The sequence below is a fragment of the Paenibacillus sp. F024 genome (assembly GCF_057814255.1).
The window spans coordinates 1-13536 of the sequence record NZ_JBVASZ010000058.1 but is presented as its reverse complement, the minus strand read 5'-3'; the positions used below and the strand labels follow the sequence as shown (position 1 = coordinate 13536).

Genomic DNA, 13536 nt, shown 5'->3' with positions numbered 1-13536 from the left:
GCAAAAGCATCGGAGTATACTACAGCGGCACAGAATACTATGCGATCCGCAACGTATGTCCGCACCAGCAGGTCGAGCTGTGCAAAGGGAAATTCACGGGAACGACGCTGGAGTCCAAGCCGCATGAGTATATTTACGGCAGAGAAGGCGAAATCCTGACCTGCCCGTGGCATGGCTGGGAGTTCGATGTGAAGACCGGCAAAGCGCTGGTCGATCCGGACAGATACAGAGTGAAAGTATACGATGTATCGGTTGAAAACAACAGAGTATTGGTACACATGGATTAATGGATGTATTGGACTGACCATTACTATCGTTATTTTTCTCGATAAATTTCAAAATAAAATTACCGATAATTTAGTCATGGGATTCTGGGAGCTGAAGCATGATAACGCTTAAATTGGATCCGGAAGGGGATTCACTCAGTGAACGCGTTTATCTGTCTTTAAGACAAGCGCTCTTAAAGGGAGAATTTTATCCTGGTTTCCGGCTGGTCGTTTTGGATATAGCGAATTCTTTTGGGATCAGTCAAGCTCCTGTCAGAGAGGCCATGGAAAGACTGAAACAAGAAGGATTGCTGATTAGTAAGCATAATAAAGGTTCATTCGTATCTGATATTACGCAAAAGAAAATAGAGGATATCTACGAAATGCGGGAGCTGATTGAAGGCTTCGCCGTCAAAAAAACGCTCCCTTTATTAACATCCAGAGACATTGAGGAATTGAGCCGGATTTATTTGGAAATGAAAAGGTGTGCCAAAGAGGATGATGTATTCCAATTGATTGAATATGACATGCAATTTCATGGCTATTTCTATGAGAGATGCGGCAATGAAGTCATATCTCAGCAGTGGAATCAGATCAATATTCAAATCAAACGATTTATTGCGGTCGCGACCCAAATCTATATTCCTAACTTGGAAGCGGTTGCGGACAGTCACCTTCCGCTTCTTCGTTCTTTGGAAAACGGCGATGTGGATGAAGCGGAAACGATTTTTAGCGATCATATCAAAGTCTGGTGGCGGACGAAAAAGTGATAGTTTCAATTCATAATGGGAAGGGAATGAGAGTGCTTGCCAGAATCCCAGCAGTATTATGACATGCTGCAAGACAAGCTGTACTCCGCCGTTATTTCCGATATTCTGGATTCTCTAGGCTGCAGAAATCAGACCATGCATCCGGATATTCGACCGCTGACTCCGGAAATGGTTGTTGTGGGCCGAGCGAAGACCGTCCAGGTAGCCGACGTGCATCGGATCCCCGATCACCCATACCGGAAGCAGATTCAAGTGCTGGATGCCATTGAGGCGGGCGAGATTTTTGTCGGAGCGGTAAACGGCTCTAAACGATCAGCCTTTTTTGGCGAACTGATGTCTACGGCGACAAAGGTTGCGGGCGGAAGAGGAGCCATCATTGACGGTTTGGTTAGAGATGCCAGAAAAATTATCGAATTGGGGTTCCCTGTATTCTCCATTGGATTTCGGCCTACGGATTCATTGGGACGAAATGAAGTAATCGAGGTTGACGTCACGATCGAATGCGGCGGAGTCACCATTCAGCCGGGAGATCTCATTTTTGGCGATATGGATGGGGTTGTGGTGATTCCCAAGGCAATAGAAAAGCAGGTCATCGAGCAGGCGCTGGAAAAGGTCAGCGGAGAAAATCTGGTTCGTGACAAAATTCGGGAAGGTATGAAGGTTTCTGAAGTGTTTCAAACCTATGGTATCTTATAAATTTAATTGAAAAATTAGGGGGACGTACTATGAAAAAGACGATGAAACTTGGAACGGTTGGTTTGCTTCTGGGGGCAATGGTACTCGCTACGGCCTGTGGCAATCAAGGATCGACATCAACAGGGGGCTCCAATACGGAAGCGTCTAAGCAAGAAGCGGTTAAATTCCCAACAAAGCCGATCGAGCTCATCGTTCCTTATGCAGCCGGCGGTGGAACGGACCTGGTTGGCCGTGCCATAGCTGAAGCGTTGAAGCCTATCCTTGGACAAGATGTAGTGGTTGTCAATAAGACCGGCGGATCCGGTGCCGTTGGAACGAACGAGGTGGCTCAAGCCAAAGGCGACGGGTACAAAATGGTCATGGCAACACGCGAGATTGTCTCCAATCCGCTGCTCGGTCTTGCGCCATTTAAAACAACCGATTTTAAGTTCGTCGGGAACCTGAACAGAGACCCTGCCTTGATCGTTGTTTCCTCCAAATCGAAGTACAAAACGTTTGAGGACCTGATTAACGATATCAAAGCCAACCCTGGAAAATTGAATTTCGCTTCCTCCTCCACACCAAGCTTGTATGGTATTCCATTTGCTGAAGCTGCAAAGTTAGATTACGTTACGATTCCTTTCCAAGGTACAGCCCAGGCGGTTGTAGAGGTATTGGGCGGCAGAGCCGAATTCGGAATTTATAACCCGGGTGAAGTGAAATCCCAAATCGAAAGCGGAGATCTGCTTCCACTTGCCGTCATGAATGACAAACGTCTTGAAGGCTTCTTCAAGGATGTGCCGACAGTAAAGGAAAAAGGAATTAATGTTGACTGGGCCGGAACTTACCGCGGGATTGCCGTACCTAAAAGCACTCCGGATGAAATTGTAAAAGTATTGGAAGAAGCGGTTGGCAAAGCCGTGAAGGATCAAAAGTTTGTTGATTTCATGAATAAGCAAAACCTGTTCATTGATTACTTGAATGCATCGCAATTCCAAGAAATGATTCAAAAAGATACCACAGCATTGGATGCCATCGTACAGGTAGTGAACAAGCAAAAGAAATAATCATTAGGAAGGGGGGGCGGGGCATGATCTGTGTACTCCCGTCCCTTTCCGATGTTTTGACCCTGTACTTTTGAGAAAGGGTGTGTAGGATTGAAGAACGCGGGTGTATGGGCGGCTTTGCTTTTGCTCGGATTTTCAGGCTTTATGCTTTGGCAGTCTTTATCTTATCCTTATTATACCGTCACGGGTCCTGGGCCCGGGTTTCTTCCCAGGTGGATCTGCAGCGCTTTGATCGTGCTTTCGCTTATGTATCTATGGGAATCGATTAAGAAAAGCATGATCTACTTTTCGGAAATATTGCCTAAAGGAAGACCGTTAGCAAGTGTACTGGTTGCTCTCGCTTCCCTGCTCGTATTTATCGTTATTGTCGATTTTGCAGGGTTTGTCATTTCCGCGGTCGTATTATTGTTTATCTCTCTGGTTCGGGAATATAAGTGGTATTCGGCGTTAGGCATTTCGATCGTCACTTCATTATTTGTATTTTATGTGTTTTATACGTTGTTGGGTGTTCCACTACCTGTGAACGCACTCGGATGGTAAGGAGGAAATAATTTGGAGTCGTTTGCACAACTAATTACGGGATTTGAGACAGCGTTGAGTTGGTGGAATCTTCTTTATTGTTTAATTGGAGTCACCATCGGGATGCTGGTTGGCGTCCTGCCAGGCTTAGGCCCGACCACTGCTACAGCTCTTTTGCTGCCGATCACCTTCTCGATGGAGCCCGTATCCGCCATCATCATGCTAGCGGGTATTTATTACGGCTCCCTCTATGGCGGTACCATCACTTCAGTCCTGATTAATACCCCGGGTGAAGCAGCCTCCGTTATCACCTGTCTCGACGGTCATCCGCTCGCCAAACAAGGAAGGGCCGGAACTGCACTGGGTGTTGCCGGTATCGGGTCCTTTATCGGAGGTATCTTCACAACGCTGGGGCTCGTGTTTGTTGCTCCTCCGCTGGCTGCCATGGCCTTGGAATTCGGTCCTCCCGAATTTTTTGCTCTGATTGTAGTAGGGCTGGTCATGGTTATCGGATTAATGGGAAAATCATTGGTCCGGGGATTGATTTCCGCCCTATTGGGTTTAATTTTATCCTTAATCGGCATGGACACGATTTCAGGAGCCGTACGTTTTGATTTAGGACAGCCCTTTTTAATGAGCGGTCTGGATTTTGTTACGATTACGATGGGCTTATTCGGAATTTCCGAGGTGCTTTTCGGTATGGAGAACATGTCTAAGGCCGAGAAGCCGGCCAAGGTAAAAGGACTTCTCCCCAAAAGGGAAGAATGGCCTCCTACCTTAAAGGCGATTGGCCGCGGAACAGGAATCGGATTTTTGACAGGATTGATTCCAGGCTCCAACTCCGTAATCCCCGCCATCTTATCTTATTCTTTGGAAAAGAAGCTTGCCAAAGACCCGTCACGGTTCGGTAAAGGCGCGATCGAAGGCGTTGCAGGACCGGAAACGGCGAACAATGCTTACTGCGGATCGGCCATGATTCCCTTGTTCACTCTGGGGATTCCAAGCTCACCGACCATTGCGATTCTATTTGGAGCTTTTATCATGCACGGCCTTACTCCAGGCCCCACGTTATTTCAAACCAACCCTGACATTGTCTGGGCGATTATTGCAAGTATGTTCATCGGAAACACGATTCTCCTGATCATGAATCTGCCGATGGCAGGGATGTGGGCGAAGATTGCCATGGTTCCCGGGAAGCTGCTTTATCCCATGATTATTGTTGTTTCCGTCATCGGTGCCTATAGCGTAAACAACAGTCTTTGGGACGTAGGGATCATGTTTTTGTTCGGGATTGTAGGCTATTTTATGAAAAAGCTCGATATTCCTTTAGCACCACTCGTATTGACTTTTGTATTGGGTAAAATGCTGGAGACTTCTCTGCTGCAATCGTTAATCTTCTTCAAGGGAGACTTTATGGGCTTCTTCTACCGCCCGATCTCCGGAACGCTGCTGGTGATTGCTACGATTATTTTGATCTTCAGCATCTATTCCAGTGTGAAAAACAAAAGAGGTTTTCTTGCCGATGACGTTGAAGCTTAACCATTTCATCCTATAAATATTTTAGTTATTATCATAAAATAAATGTGATGACTGTATCCGAGCCCAGTCCTCTATGAGGTGCTGGGTTCGTTCCGTCAGGCTGCTTCATTAATTGTCCTTCAGCAGAGTGGAGATGCGGCTTGTCGCTTCTTTAATCGTTGCGATCATCTCCGGCTCTCTTTTCTCCTGGGCCGTAACGAATGGAATACAAATGCTCATACTGGCAATCAGCTGATTGGTTGAATCATAAATGGGTGCGGCAAAGCATTTGCAGGCCTCATAGGATTCAGCATCATCCATACTGTAACCCCTCTCTCGAATCCGTTCCAGCTCCGCAATAAGCTCGTCCACACTAGTGATGGTATTAGCGGTCAACTTTTCAAATGTATATCCCTCATAGAGCGTCCTGATCTGTTCATTGGAATAAGCGGACAAAAGCATTTTGCCGACAGCCGTAACATAGGCGCTTTGAGCCCTGCCGACCTCCATATGATAGCGTAAGGGATTGGTCGATTCCTCAAAAGCAATATAGACGATATCCAAGCCGTCCAGAACAGCCAGATGGACATTTTCGTTAAATTTACTTTTGATTTGCTTCATAATGGGCTTGGCTATTGGAACCAGAGGCGTGGCTGACAGCATATTGGAAAACTGATAAAGCTTGGAGCCGAGAAAAAGCTTGCGGGAATCATCCATCTTCAAGTATCTGCGCTGCAGCATCGTATGCACCAGCGCATGGATGCTGCTGTCGGCGATATTGAGCTTTTTGCCCAGCTCCCGAATATGAAGCCCGTCGCTATGCTTTACCAGCGCTTCTAGTATGTCAAACACCCTGTCTGCCGATTTGACCGGCAGGAAAGGCTTGTTTTTCATCGGATAACCCCCAAATATACATGATGATACCCTGATTATAGCATAGCGTACGCGGTCGAAGTATATGACTATCCATGACGTTACAAAGATAGTGAGAAGGTTCGCGCATGGCTATACCCGGCAAATGAGTCATAAGTAAGGTTAAACGCAATATACTTTTTATCATATATGAAAACCGTTTCCCTGTATATGAAATTTAAGGAATTTTTGGTTTGACAAGAAAACGCATACAAAGTAATATATTACATATACGGAAAATTAAATATCTCATATGTGAAAACATGTGGATTCAGACATCGATATGGAGTATAAAGTGGTGGCTGAAGACGTGATTTCGATTTGTTGAAAGCGATTTCAACACGTGACGAAAGGAAGGGGGAGGTCCCGTCATTTGCAATGGACAATAGCAAGGCTGCAAGCTTGGCCAATTCATTTGGAATAGGGGTCTTTTATCGCAATGGATTTGCATGGTTAATTATTAATTCTTCGAAGGAGTGATAACTAATGGCATTAACAGAAGTCAATACACCGGAAAAGAAGGTTCGAATGAAACGCTCGATTATTGACTGCGACGTTCATCATCTTGCCCCCGTATCCGCCATCAAAGAAAACTTGCCCAGGTTTTACCGCGATCAGATTGATTTGTGGGGATGGAGGCTTCCGGGTCCGATTTATTTAAACGGCGGAGTTCAGGGGTTAACCGTTGATTCCGCTCCTCCCGATGGTACGAATCCCCTTGGCGGACGGGGAGATATGGAATATCTGAGCAAGTATCATATGGATCCGTTTAATGTCGAGTACGGCATTTTAACCGGCAGTGATTACTCGTTCCAGGCTTCACCCGACCCTGATTATGCTGCAGCGATCTGTTCTGCTCTCAATGATTATACGATAGAGCATTGGACCTCCAAGGACAGCAGGCTGAAAGGCTCCGCTTTTATTGCGAAGCAGGATCCGCTGCTTGCAGCCAAAGAGATCGACCGGATCGGATCGCATCCGGACATGGTTCAGGTCATTGTGGCGAGCGGTGCTGAGAAGCCTTATGGAAATCGTTTTTACCATCCGATTTATGAGGCGTGTGTACGGCATGATCTGCCGTTTAACATCCATGTATTGACTGAAGGGCTCGGTATTAATGAAGGTCCGACAGGAGCAGGCTATGTAACGTACTACCCCGAATACAGGGCTGCAAGGCCTCAGGTCATGATGGCCCACCTGGCGAGCTTTATTTTTGAAGGGGTATTCGAAAAATTCCCGACATTGAAGGTTGTGCTTCAAGAGGCCGGGGCGTTCTGGATTGCACCGTTCTTATGGAAGCTGGATTCCGATTGGAAAAGTCTCCGCTTCCAAACACCATGGCTGAAAAAAGCGCCTAGCGAATATTTCCGCAGCCATGTTAGAGTGACCTCGCAGCCGATTGAAATGCCTCCGAACACAGAGCTGTTTCATCAAATGATGAAGGCGATTTATGCCGATGAGTGCTTAATGTACTGCAGCGATTTCCCGCACTGGGATTTCGATTCCCCGCTGCTGACGTTCCCTAAGATGGATGATGCGCTATGGGAAAAAATTTTTTATCAGAATGCAGCCGATTTGTACCGTCTCCCCGCACGAAGAAGTGAACAAGGAGGTGCGGAGGCATGAACCGGTTTCTCGTAGGAAAAGCATCCGAAATTCCCGAGGGCTCCAAAAAGATCATTCAGGCCGGAGGACGAAGCGTCGGTGTTTATAATATAGCGGGACAATACTATGCGCTCCGCAACACCTGCCCACATCAGGGGGCTGAGCTTTGCTCCGGTATCACGGCGTCGTACATTATCTCGTCCGGCCCGGGAGATTTTACTTATGAACGTGAAGGCGAGATCGTACGCTGCCCTTGGCACCAATGGGAATTCGACATCAAGACGGGCCGCATGATCACGGATCCGAAAATGAGGACGAAGACCTATGATGTTACCGTTGAGCGGTACGATGTATCCGTGGAGGAGAATCAGGTGTACGTTCACCTTTAAGCCATTACACATAAAGCCGGGCTCGTAGCCTGGCTTTATGTGTAAAAAGCAAGAGTTCAGATCCCCGAATATCTATGTGAGATGGAGGTCATATTTGATGAAGAAGCGAGGATTGACTTTAGGATTAGCAGCGGTACTGGCATTAAGCACTCTATTGGCCGGATGCGGAACGAGCGGCACTCAAGCTACCGGTAATCAGGCAAGCGGAGGGGCTGGAGGCCAGGCCGAGACCGTTGAACTGAAATTTGGACATGTATTAGCCCAGGACAGCCACTTCCAGGTGATGGCTGACAAGATGGCGGAATTGGCTGCAGCAAAGTCCAATGGTTCGATAAAAATTACGGTATTTCCCCAATCCCAATTAGGCGGGGACTCGAAGATGATTCAGTCCATGCGTACAGGAGTGCAAGGCTTATCGATTACGAATCAGGCCTCCTTGGTGAATACGATTCCGGAGCTGACGATTTTTGACCTGCCTTACTTATTTGACAGCATAGATCAGGCGAATAAAGTGCTTAACGGTCCCGTAGGTCAAAAATATTTGGATTTGCTCCCAAAGCATGGACTTATCGGATTAGGGTATATGAGCGTAGTGGAACGTAACGTTTTCGCCAACAAAGCTATTCATAAGCCTGAGGATATGAAATCATTAAAGCTCAGAACAATGCAAGCGCCGGGGCATATCAAAGCTTATGAGCTGTTAGGAACACAGCCGACGCCAATGGCTTATTCCGAAGTGTATTTGTCCTTGCAGCAAGGGGTGGTAGACGGAGGGGATACGACACCTGACCAATTTATTATGGATAAATTTATTGAAGTTGCCAAGTATTACAACATGACCAAGATTCACTACTTGCCGCTGATTCTTACCATGTCCCAAATCCAATGGGATAAGATGAGTCCGGACCAACAAAAGATCGTTCAAGAGTCGGCTAAAGAAGCGTTGGCCTTCCAAACGGAATACTACAAAAAAGAATACAGCGATTCGCTCGAAAAAATAAAGGCGTCCGGCGTTACGGTAGTTGAAACGGATGTCAGTGCTTTGAAGGAGCAGACCGATAAGGTTTACGATGCCATCTTGAAGGAAATCCCGAACGGTAAGCAGCTTCTGGAAGAGATTGAAGCCGCAAAGAAGTGAATAGACTGGCAGCCTATGGTGGTGGGGGTTCACATTGCCTCCATCCTTACCCTTTAAGCCAACGTTAGAATGGGGTTGATATTTTGTTGCTTATCAAATTCGTTGACAAGTTAAATAAAGTGATGGAGTACCTTGTTGGATCCGCTTTGGGACTTATGACTGCGGTTGTGTTTTTGCAGGTGTTCGTACGGTTTGTTCTCGGCGGCTTGGGTATTCAGGCATCTGTGCCATGGACGGAGGAATTGGCAAGGTACCTCATGATTTGGTCGATTTTTATCGGTGCTGCGATCATGGCGCGAAGAGGCGAATCGCTTGCCGTTGAAATTCTGATTCAAGTCGTTCCGGCATCGCTGGGCAAAATATTGAAAATCAGCTCCCATATCCTTGTTCTTGCTTTCTATGGGTGCATTTTCTTTGTCGGTTTGGAAATGGCGCAATTCGGTTTCTCCGAAAAGGCTCCCGTTCTGAAGGTGCCCATGGTTTATGTATACTCGGCGATGTCCATTGGCGCAGCATTAACAATATTGAATACGATGACAATGCTGGTCGATATTTATGTCAATAAAAAAGATATTCTTAACGCTTCGGATGAAGAGGTAAACGCAGAAATCGAGGCTGCGATGGAAGACTATGAGAAGAACAGAAAGGAGATTGCGGTATGATATCGTTGTTGTTCATTTCCTTTATTGTTTTTCTGTTCATTAACGTTCCCATTGCGGCCTGTCTGGGTTTTGCATCCTTAGTGGCATTATATATGAAGGGGATTCCTCTTATAGTCGTGGGTCAATCCATATTTGAAAGCTTGGATTCCTTCGCCCTGATGGCAGTTCCTTTCTTTATCCTGGCAGGCAACCTGATGCAGACCGGTGGCATGTCCAGACGACTAATTAACCTCGCGAATGTTTTGGTAGGCTGGTTCAGGGGAGGTCTAGGTTCAGTTGCCGTACTAACCTCTATGTTTTTTGCGACTATTTCGGGTTCCTCGTCTGCGACTACGGCAGCCGTAGGCTCGACGCTCATTCCGGCGATGGAGAAGAAGGGGTACCCGAAAAACTTCGCTACGGCTACCTGTGCAGCCTCGGGTGAGCTTGGGGTCATCATCCCTCCGTCCATTCCCATGGTCGTTTACGGCTTGGTAGCCAATGTTTCGATTGGTAGTCTGTTTTTGGCCGGGTTTATTCCAGGCCTCTTGATTGGTCTCTCCCTCGTACTGACCATTATTATTTTCGCCAGGGTGAAGGGCTTTGATGTTGTCCATCGCACAAGCAAACGTCAATGGTTGAAAGATTTGTGGAAAGCATTCTGGGATTCGTCGTTAGCCCTGCTTATGCCTTTCATTATTCTTGGAGGAATCTATAAAGGCTGGTTTACACCTACAGAGGCTTCCGTTGTTGCGGTGGTTTACGGTTTTATCATTGGGATGTTCGTTTATCGAGAAATTAAATGGAAGGATTTAATGCCTATTTTAGCCAAATCTGTTCTTGCTACCTCAGTGATCATGCTGATTGTAGGTTATGCTTCCATTTTCGGGTACATCTTGACCATAGAAGAGGTTCCGCAAAGACTGGGAAAAGCGATAGCCGAATTTTCAGATAGTCCTATCGTCTTTTTGTTGCTGGTCAATATTTTTCTATTTCTTGCCGGAACGATTATGGAAGCCTTAATCACCATAATTATTGTAGCTCCTATTTTGGCCCCGATTGCTGTCTTATTCGGTATTGATCCGGTTCACTTCGGGATCATTATGGTGGTTAACGTTGCGATCGGCATGTTAACTCCGCCGGTAGCTGTAAATCTGGTAGTGGCCTGTCAAATCGCTAAATTAAAAATGAGTCATTTGACCCGGCCGGTTTTGCTCTATTTAGGTATTTTATTCGTAGATGTACTGATTATCAGCTATATACCTGCCTTATCTACATGGCTTCCTTCATTTATGTAAAGAAGGCAGCGGGATATCGGACAGACCATACGATTCGGAGATCTCTTGCGGGATTAAAACGTTAAATATCAATGTGGGGAGATAATGACCATGAAGGCTGTGTTTTATGAAGGAAGCGGAACGATTCGGGTGGGAGAATGCATCAGTGTGCCGCCCCTTGCAGGGGAAGTTCAAATTAAGGTTTCGCATGCCGGTATTTGCGGAACGGATCTGCATATTTTTCACGGACACATGGACAAAAGAGTGACCTTTCCTCAAGTGATGGGTCATGAAATGTCGGGAGTGATTCATGCGTTAGGAGAGGGCATTACCGATTACGCGATCGGAGACCGTGTTACAGTCATGCCTCTAAGTCCCTGTGGTCAATGTCCAGCCTGTTCGGCCGGACACAAGCATATCTGCCAGAACTTGAAATTTCTCGGGATTGAAACGGCAGGAGCTTTTCAAGGCTTGTGGACGGTACCGGCCTTTACCTTGCACCGTCTTCCGGAGAGCTTGTCCCTGGAGCACGGGGCCATGATCGAACCGCTGGCTGTGGCTTGTCACGATGTGAGAATCGGTGAAGTGAAGCGCGGGGAATATGTGGTCGTGCTTGGCGGGGGACCGATTGGAATGCTGATTGCTCTAGTTGCCAGAGAAGCGGGAGCAAACGTATTGATATCAGAAATCAATCCGTTTCGCCTGGAGCTGGCCGGAGAGCTTGGGTTGGATACCATAAACCCGAAAGAGGCGGACATCGTCGATTATGTCAATCGTCAAACGGGCATGGCAGGAGCTGACGTCGTGTTCGAAGTGACCTCCTCGGCTGCCGGAGCGGAAGTGATGACCCAGCTGCCCCGTACCCGTGGCCGAATTGTAGTGGTGGGGATTTTTGCTCAGCCGCCGAAAGTCGATCTGCACCGGTTTTTCTGGCGGGAGCTGAACATGTCCGGAGCCCGGGTGTATGAGCATGAAGATTTTGAAAAAGCGATACAGCTGTCCGCATCCGGACAATTACCGCTGGATCGTTTGATTACGGAAGTCTATCCTTTGGAGCGGTTGGAGGAAGGGTTCAAGCAAATGGAAAGCGGAAGCAGCGTCATGAAAATTTTGCTGAGGTGCTCGTGATTTGAGCTTATACCATTAGGGGGATAACCAGTATGAAAAAAACATCGACCATCTTCGCAGCAGGCTCTCTGCTTGTCATGACACTATTCGCTTCAGGCTGCGGTAATCCAACCGTCAATTCGAGCTCGGCCGATACGAAAACGGAAAATAAAGAAGAAAAAAAGGCCGTGAATTATCCAACGAAACCCATTGAAATCATTGTTCCTTTTGCTGCCGGAGGCGGGACGGATATGATGTGGCGTGCTTTGGCTGAATCGATGAAGACGGTACTTGGTCAGGATGTCGTCATTGTGAATAAAACCGGCGGATCCGGTGCGGTAGGTATGAGTGAAGGGCTTCAGGCGAAGCCCGACGGATATAAATTAACGGCGGCCAACCGTGAGATTGCGGCTCTTCCCGTGCTCGGTCTGGCGCCATTTAAAACCTTCGATTTTAAGTTTATCGGTAAAATTAATACGGACCCTGCCATGGTCGTTGTTTCCTCCAAATCGAAGTATCAAACATTTGAAGATTTGGCTGCCGATATCAAAGCCAATCCGGGAAAGCTGAATTTCGCTTCCTCCTCCACACCAAGCTACTATAGCATTCCCTTTGCCGAAGCGGCTAATCTGGATTTCGTAACGATTCCTTTCCAAGGCACAGGGCAGGCCGTTGTAGAGGTTTTGGGCGGAAGGGCTGAATTCGGAATTTATGGCATCGGTGAAGTGAAAAATCACATCGAAAGCGGAGGCCTACGTCCGTTGGCGCTTATGGCGGATAAGCGAGCTGAAGGATATTTTAAGGATGTACCGACCATGAAGGAAAAAGGGATTGATGTGAAAGCCCATGCTTATCGCGGCCTTGCCGCACCTGGAGGCACGCCTGACGAGATCATACGCATTTTGGAGGATGCCCTTGCCAAGGCAGTGAAGGATCCCAAATTTATCGAGTTCATGAATAAACAAAACTTGTTCATTGACTATCAGAATGGGACAGATTTTAAGAAGATGCTGGAGCAGGATCTAAAAGATTTGGAAGTGGTTGCCGAGGTCGTAAAAAGACAGAAATAAGATAGAAAAGTGAATTGACAGATGGGTTGATTGTGCTATAATGTGGAATATAAAGATTGTGTGATATATTAGATATTAGTTAAACGTTTAAAATCAAGAAAGCATGGTGCTCGAAAAAGCGGGGATCAAGGATCTGTCGAAGGGTGTGACGGAAGAAAGAGGTAACAGAACCGTAATGGCTGGAACCAAAATGGAACCGTTTACAAATAAAATGTAATACTGCGGTTCTATTCATGTAGGGTAGGGTTTATTTTAAGCTTCATTGTACGAGGCTTGAGGTCAATGACTAATAACTACAAATCCAAAACCTTGGGAGGTAGAAAATAATATGGAAGCGTCTACGACGAGGAAAGCTTCTAGGTTTAATCACGGGATTATCGATTGCGATGTGCATCAATGTGTCAAAAGCTACGACGATTTGAAGCCTTATTTGCCGCGGGTATGGTGGGACAGATTGAAGGCCCACAATATGACATTGCCATTTCTCATGTTTCGTCCGATTCCGCTGGAACGCGATGATGCAAGACCGGATAATGGACTTCCTTCGGGCTCCGATCCGGAATTCGCGAAAGTGGATTTGCT

At 46.8% G+C, this 13536-nt stretch carries 14 protein-coding genes and 1 pseudogene; 14 read left to right on the top strand and 1 reads right to left on the bottom strand.

The genetic code is table 11. The features are described from left to right. From ACZYR9_RS26310 to ACZYR9_RS26285, 6 genes are all read left to right on the top strand, one after another. Window positions 1-287 (top strand): Rieske (2Fe-2S) protein (locus tag ACZYR9_RS26310; RefSeq protein WP_488981236.1); only part of this gene is annotated, 287 nt, incomplete at its 5' end. A 98-nt stretch (window positions 288-385) separates the two neighbouring features. Next, entirely contained in the window at window positions 386-1036 is a 651-nt protein-coding gene (locus ACZYR9_RS26305) for a GntR family transcriptional regulator (RefSeq protein ID WP_488981349.1), read from the top strand. A gap of 63 nt (window positions 1037-1099) precedes the next feature. Next, a complete protein-coding gene (locus ACZYR9_RS26300; protein WP_488981348.1) occupies window positions 1100-1732 on the top strand; it encodes an RraA family protein in 633 nt (210 codons plus the stop codon). Window positions 1733-1761: 29 nt separating this feature from the next. Then, a complete protein-coding gene (locus tag ACZYR9_RS26295) occupies window positions 1762-2778 on the top strand; it encodes a tripartite tricarboxylate transporter substrate binding protein (protein WP_488981347.1) in 1017 nt (338 codons plus the stop codon). A gap of 90 nt (window positions 2779-2868) precedes the next feature. Next, a complete protein-coding gene (locus ACZYR9_RS26290; RefSeq protein WP_488981346.1) occupies window positions 2869-3318 on the top strand; it encodes a tripartite tricarboxylate transporter TctB family protein in 450 nt (149 codons plus the stop codon). 12 nt (window positions 3319-3330) lie between these two features. Beyond that, complete coding sequence (locus ACZYR9_RS26285; RefSeq protein WP_488981345.1) at window positions 3331-4836, top strand: tripartite tricarboxylate transporter permease; 1506 nt, start codon at window positions 3331-3333, stop codon at window positions 4834-4836. A gap of 108 nt (window positions 4837-4944) precedes the next feature. On the opposite strand, the gene ACZYR9_RS26280 is transcribed toward ACZYR9_RS26285, so the two are convergent. Further along, on the bottom strand, window positions 4945-5709 hold the full coding sequence (locus tag ACZYR9_RS26280) for an IclR family transcriptional regulator (protein ID WP_488981344.1): 765 nt from the start codon (window positions 5707-5709) through the stop codon (window positions 4945-4947). A 504-nt stretch (window positions 5710-6213) separates the two neighbouring features. Here ACZYR9_RS26280 and ACZYR9_RS26275 point away from each other — a divergent pair. From ACZYR9_RS26275 to ACZYR9_RS26240, 8 genes and pseudogenes are all read left to right on the top strand, one after another. Next, window positions 6214-7353: an amidohydrolase family protein gene (locus ACZYR9_RS26275; protein WP_488981343.1), complete on the top strand. Its 1140-nt coding sequence runs from the start codon at window positions 6214-6216 to the stop codon at window positions 7351-7353. Then, window positions 7350-7721: a Rieske (2Fe-2S) protein gene (locus tag ACZYR9_RS26270; protein WP_488981342.1), complete on the top strand. Its 372-nt coding sequence runs from the start codon at window positions 7350-7352 to the stop codon at window positions 7719-7721. Before ACZYR9_RS26275 ends, ACZYR9_RS26270 begins: the two co-directional genes overlap by 4 nt. A 97-nt stretch (window positions 7722-7818) precedes the next feature. Next, the gene (locus tag ACZYR9_RS26265; protein ID WP_488981341.1) at window positions 7819-8859 is read left to right on the top strand and encodes a TRAP transporter substrate-binding protein; all 1041 of its coding nucleotides are present in this window, start codon (window positions 7819-7821) and stop codon (window positions 8857-8859) included. 83 nt (window positions 8860-8942) lie between these two features. Further along, the gene (locus ACZYR9_RS26260; protein WP_488981340.1) at window positions 8943-9521 is read left to right on the top strand and encodes a TRAP transporter small permease; all 579 of its coding nucleotides are present in this window, start codon (window positions 8943-8945) and stop codon (window positions 9519-9521) included. Further along, the gene (locus ACZYR9_RS26255; RefSeq protein WP_488981339.1) at window positions 9518-10798 is read left to right on the top strand and encodes a TRAP transporter large permease; all 1281 of its coding nucleotides are present in this window, start codon (window positions 9518-9520) and stop codon (window positions 10796-10798) included. The genes ACZYR9_RS26260 and ACZYR9_RS26255 overlap by 4 nt, the downstream gene beginning before the upstream one ends. 90 nt (window positions 10799-10888) lie before the next feature. Then, window positions 10889-11905 (top strand): zinc-dependent alcohol dehydrogenase, encoded by a 1017-nt coding sequence (locus ACZYR9_RS26250; protein WP_488981338.1) that lies wholly within the window; start codon window positions 10889-10891, stop codon window positions 11903-11905. Window positions 11906-11937: 32 nt separating this feature from the next. Beyond that, a complete protein-coding gene (locus tag ACZYR9_RS26245; RefSeq protein ID WP_488981337.1) occupies window positions 11938-12954 on the top strand; it encodes a tripartite tricarboxylate transporter substrate binding protein in 1017 nt (338 codons plus the stop codon). A gap of 328 nt (window positions 12955-13282) precedes the next feature. Beyond that, window positions 13283-13536, top strand: a pseudogene (locus ACZYR9_RS26240) (hypothetical protein); the annotation flags it as partial.

What these genes read in the sequence shown, in the direction of transcription:
- ACZYR9_RS26305 (WP_488981349.1), top strand. Translation starts at nt 386, where the DNA reads ATGATAACGCTTAAATTGGATCCGGAAGGGGATTCACTCAGTGAACGC.
- ACZYR9_RS26300 (WP_488981348.1), top strand. Translation starts at nt 1,100, where the DNA reads ATGCTGCAAGACAAGCTGTACTCCGCCGTTATTTCCGATATTCTGGAT.
- ACZYR9_RS26295 (WP_488981347.1), top strand. Translation starts at nt 1,762, where the DNA reads ATGAAAAAGACGATGAAACTTGGAACGGTTGGTTTGCTTCTGGGGGCA.
- ACZYR9_RS26280 (WP_488981344.1), bottom strand. Translation starts at nt 5,709, where the DNA reads ATGAAAAACAAGCCTTTCCTGCCGGTCAAATCGGCAGACAGGGTGTTT.
- ACZYR9_RS26275 (WP_488981343.1), top strand. Translation starts at nt 6,214, where the DNA reads ATGGCATTAACAGAAGTCAATACACCGGAAAAGAAGGTTCGAATGAAA.
- ACZYR9_RS26270 (WP_488981342.1), top strand. Translation starts at nt 7,350, where the DNA reads ATGAACCGGTTTCTCGTAGGAAAAGCATCCGAAATTCCCGAGGGCTCC.
- ACZYR9_RS26265 (WP_488981341.1), top strand. Translation starts at nt 7,819, where the DNA reads ATGAAGAAGCGAGGATTGACTTTAGGATTAGCAGCGGTACTGGCATTA.
- ACZYR9_RS26255 (WP_488981339.1), top strand. Translation starts at nt 9,518, where the DNA reads ATGATATCGTTGTTGTTCATTTCCTTTATTGTTTTTCTGTTCATTAAC.
- ACZYR9_RS26250 (WP_488981338.1), top strand. Translation starts at nt 10,889, where the DNA reads ATGAAGGCTGTGTTTTATGAAGGAAGCGGAACGATTCGGGTGGGAGAA.
- ACZYR9_RS26245 (WP_488981337.1), top strand. Translation starts at nt 11,938, where the DNA reads ATGAAAAAAACATCGACCATCTTCGCAGCAGGCTCTCTGCTTGTCATG.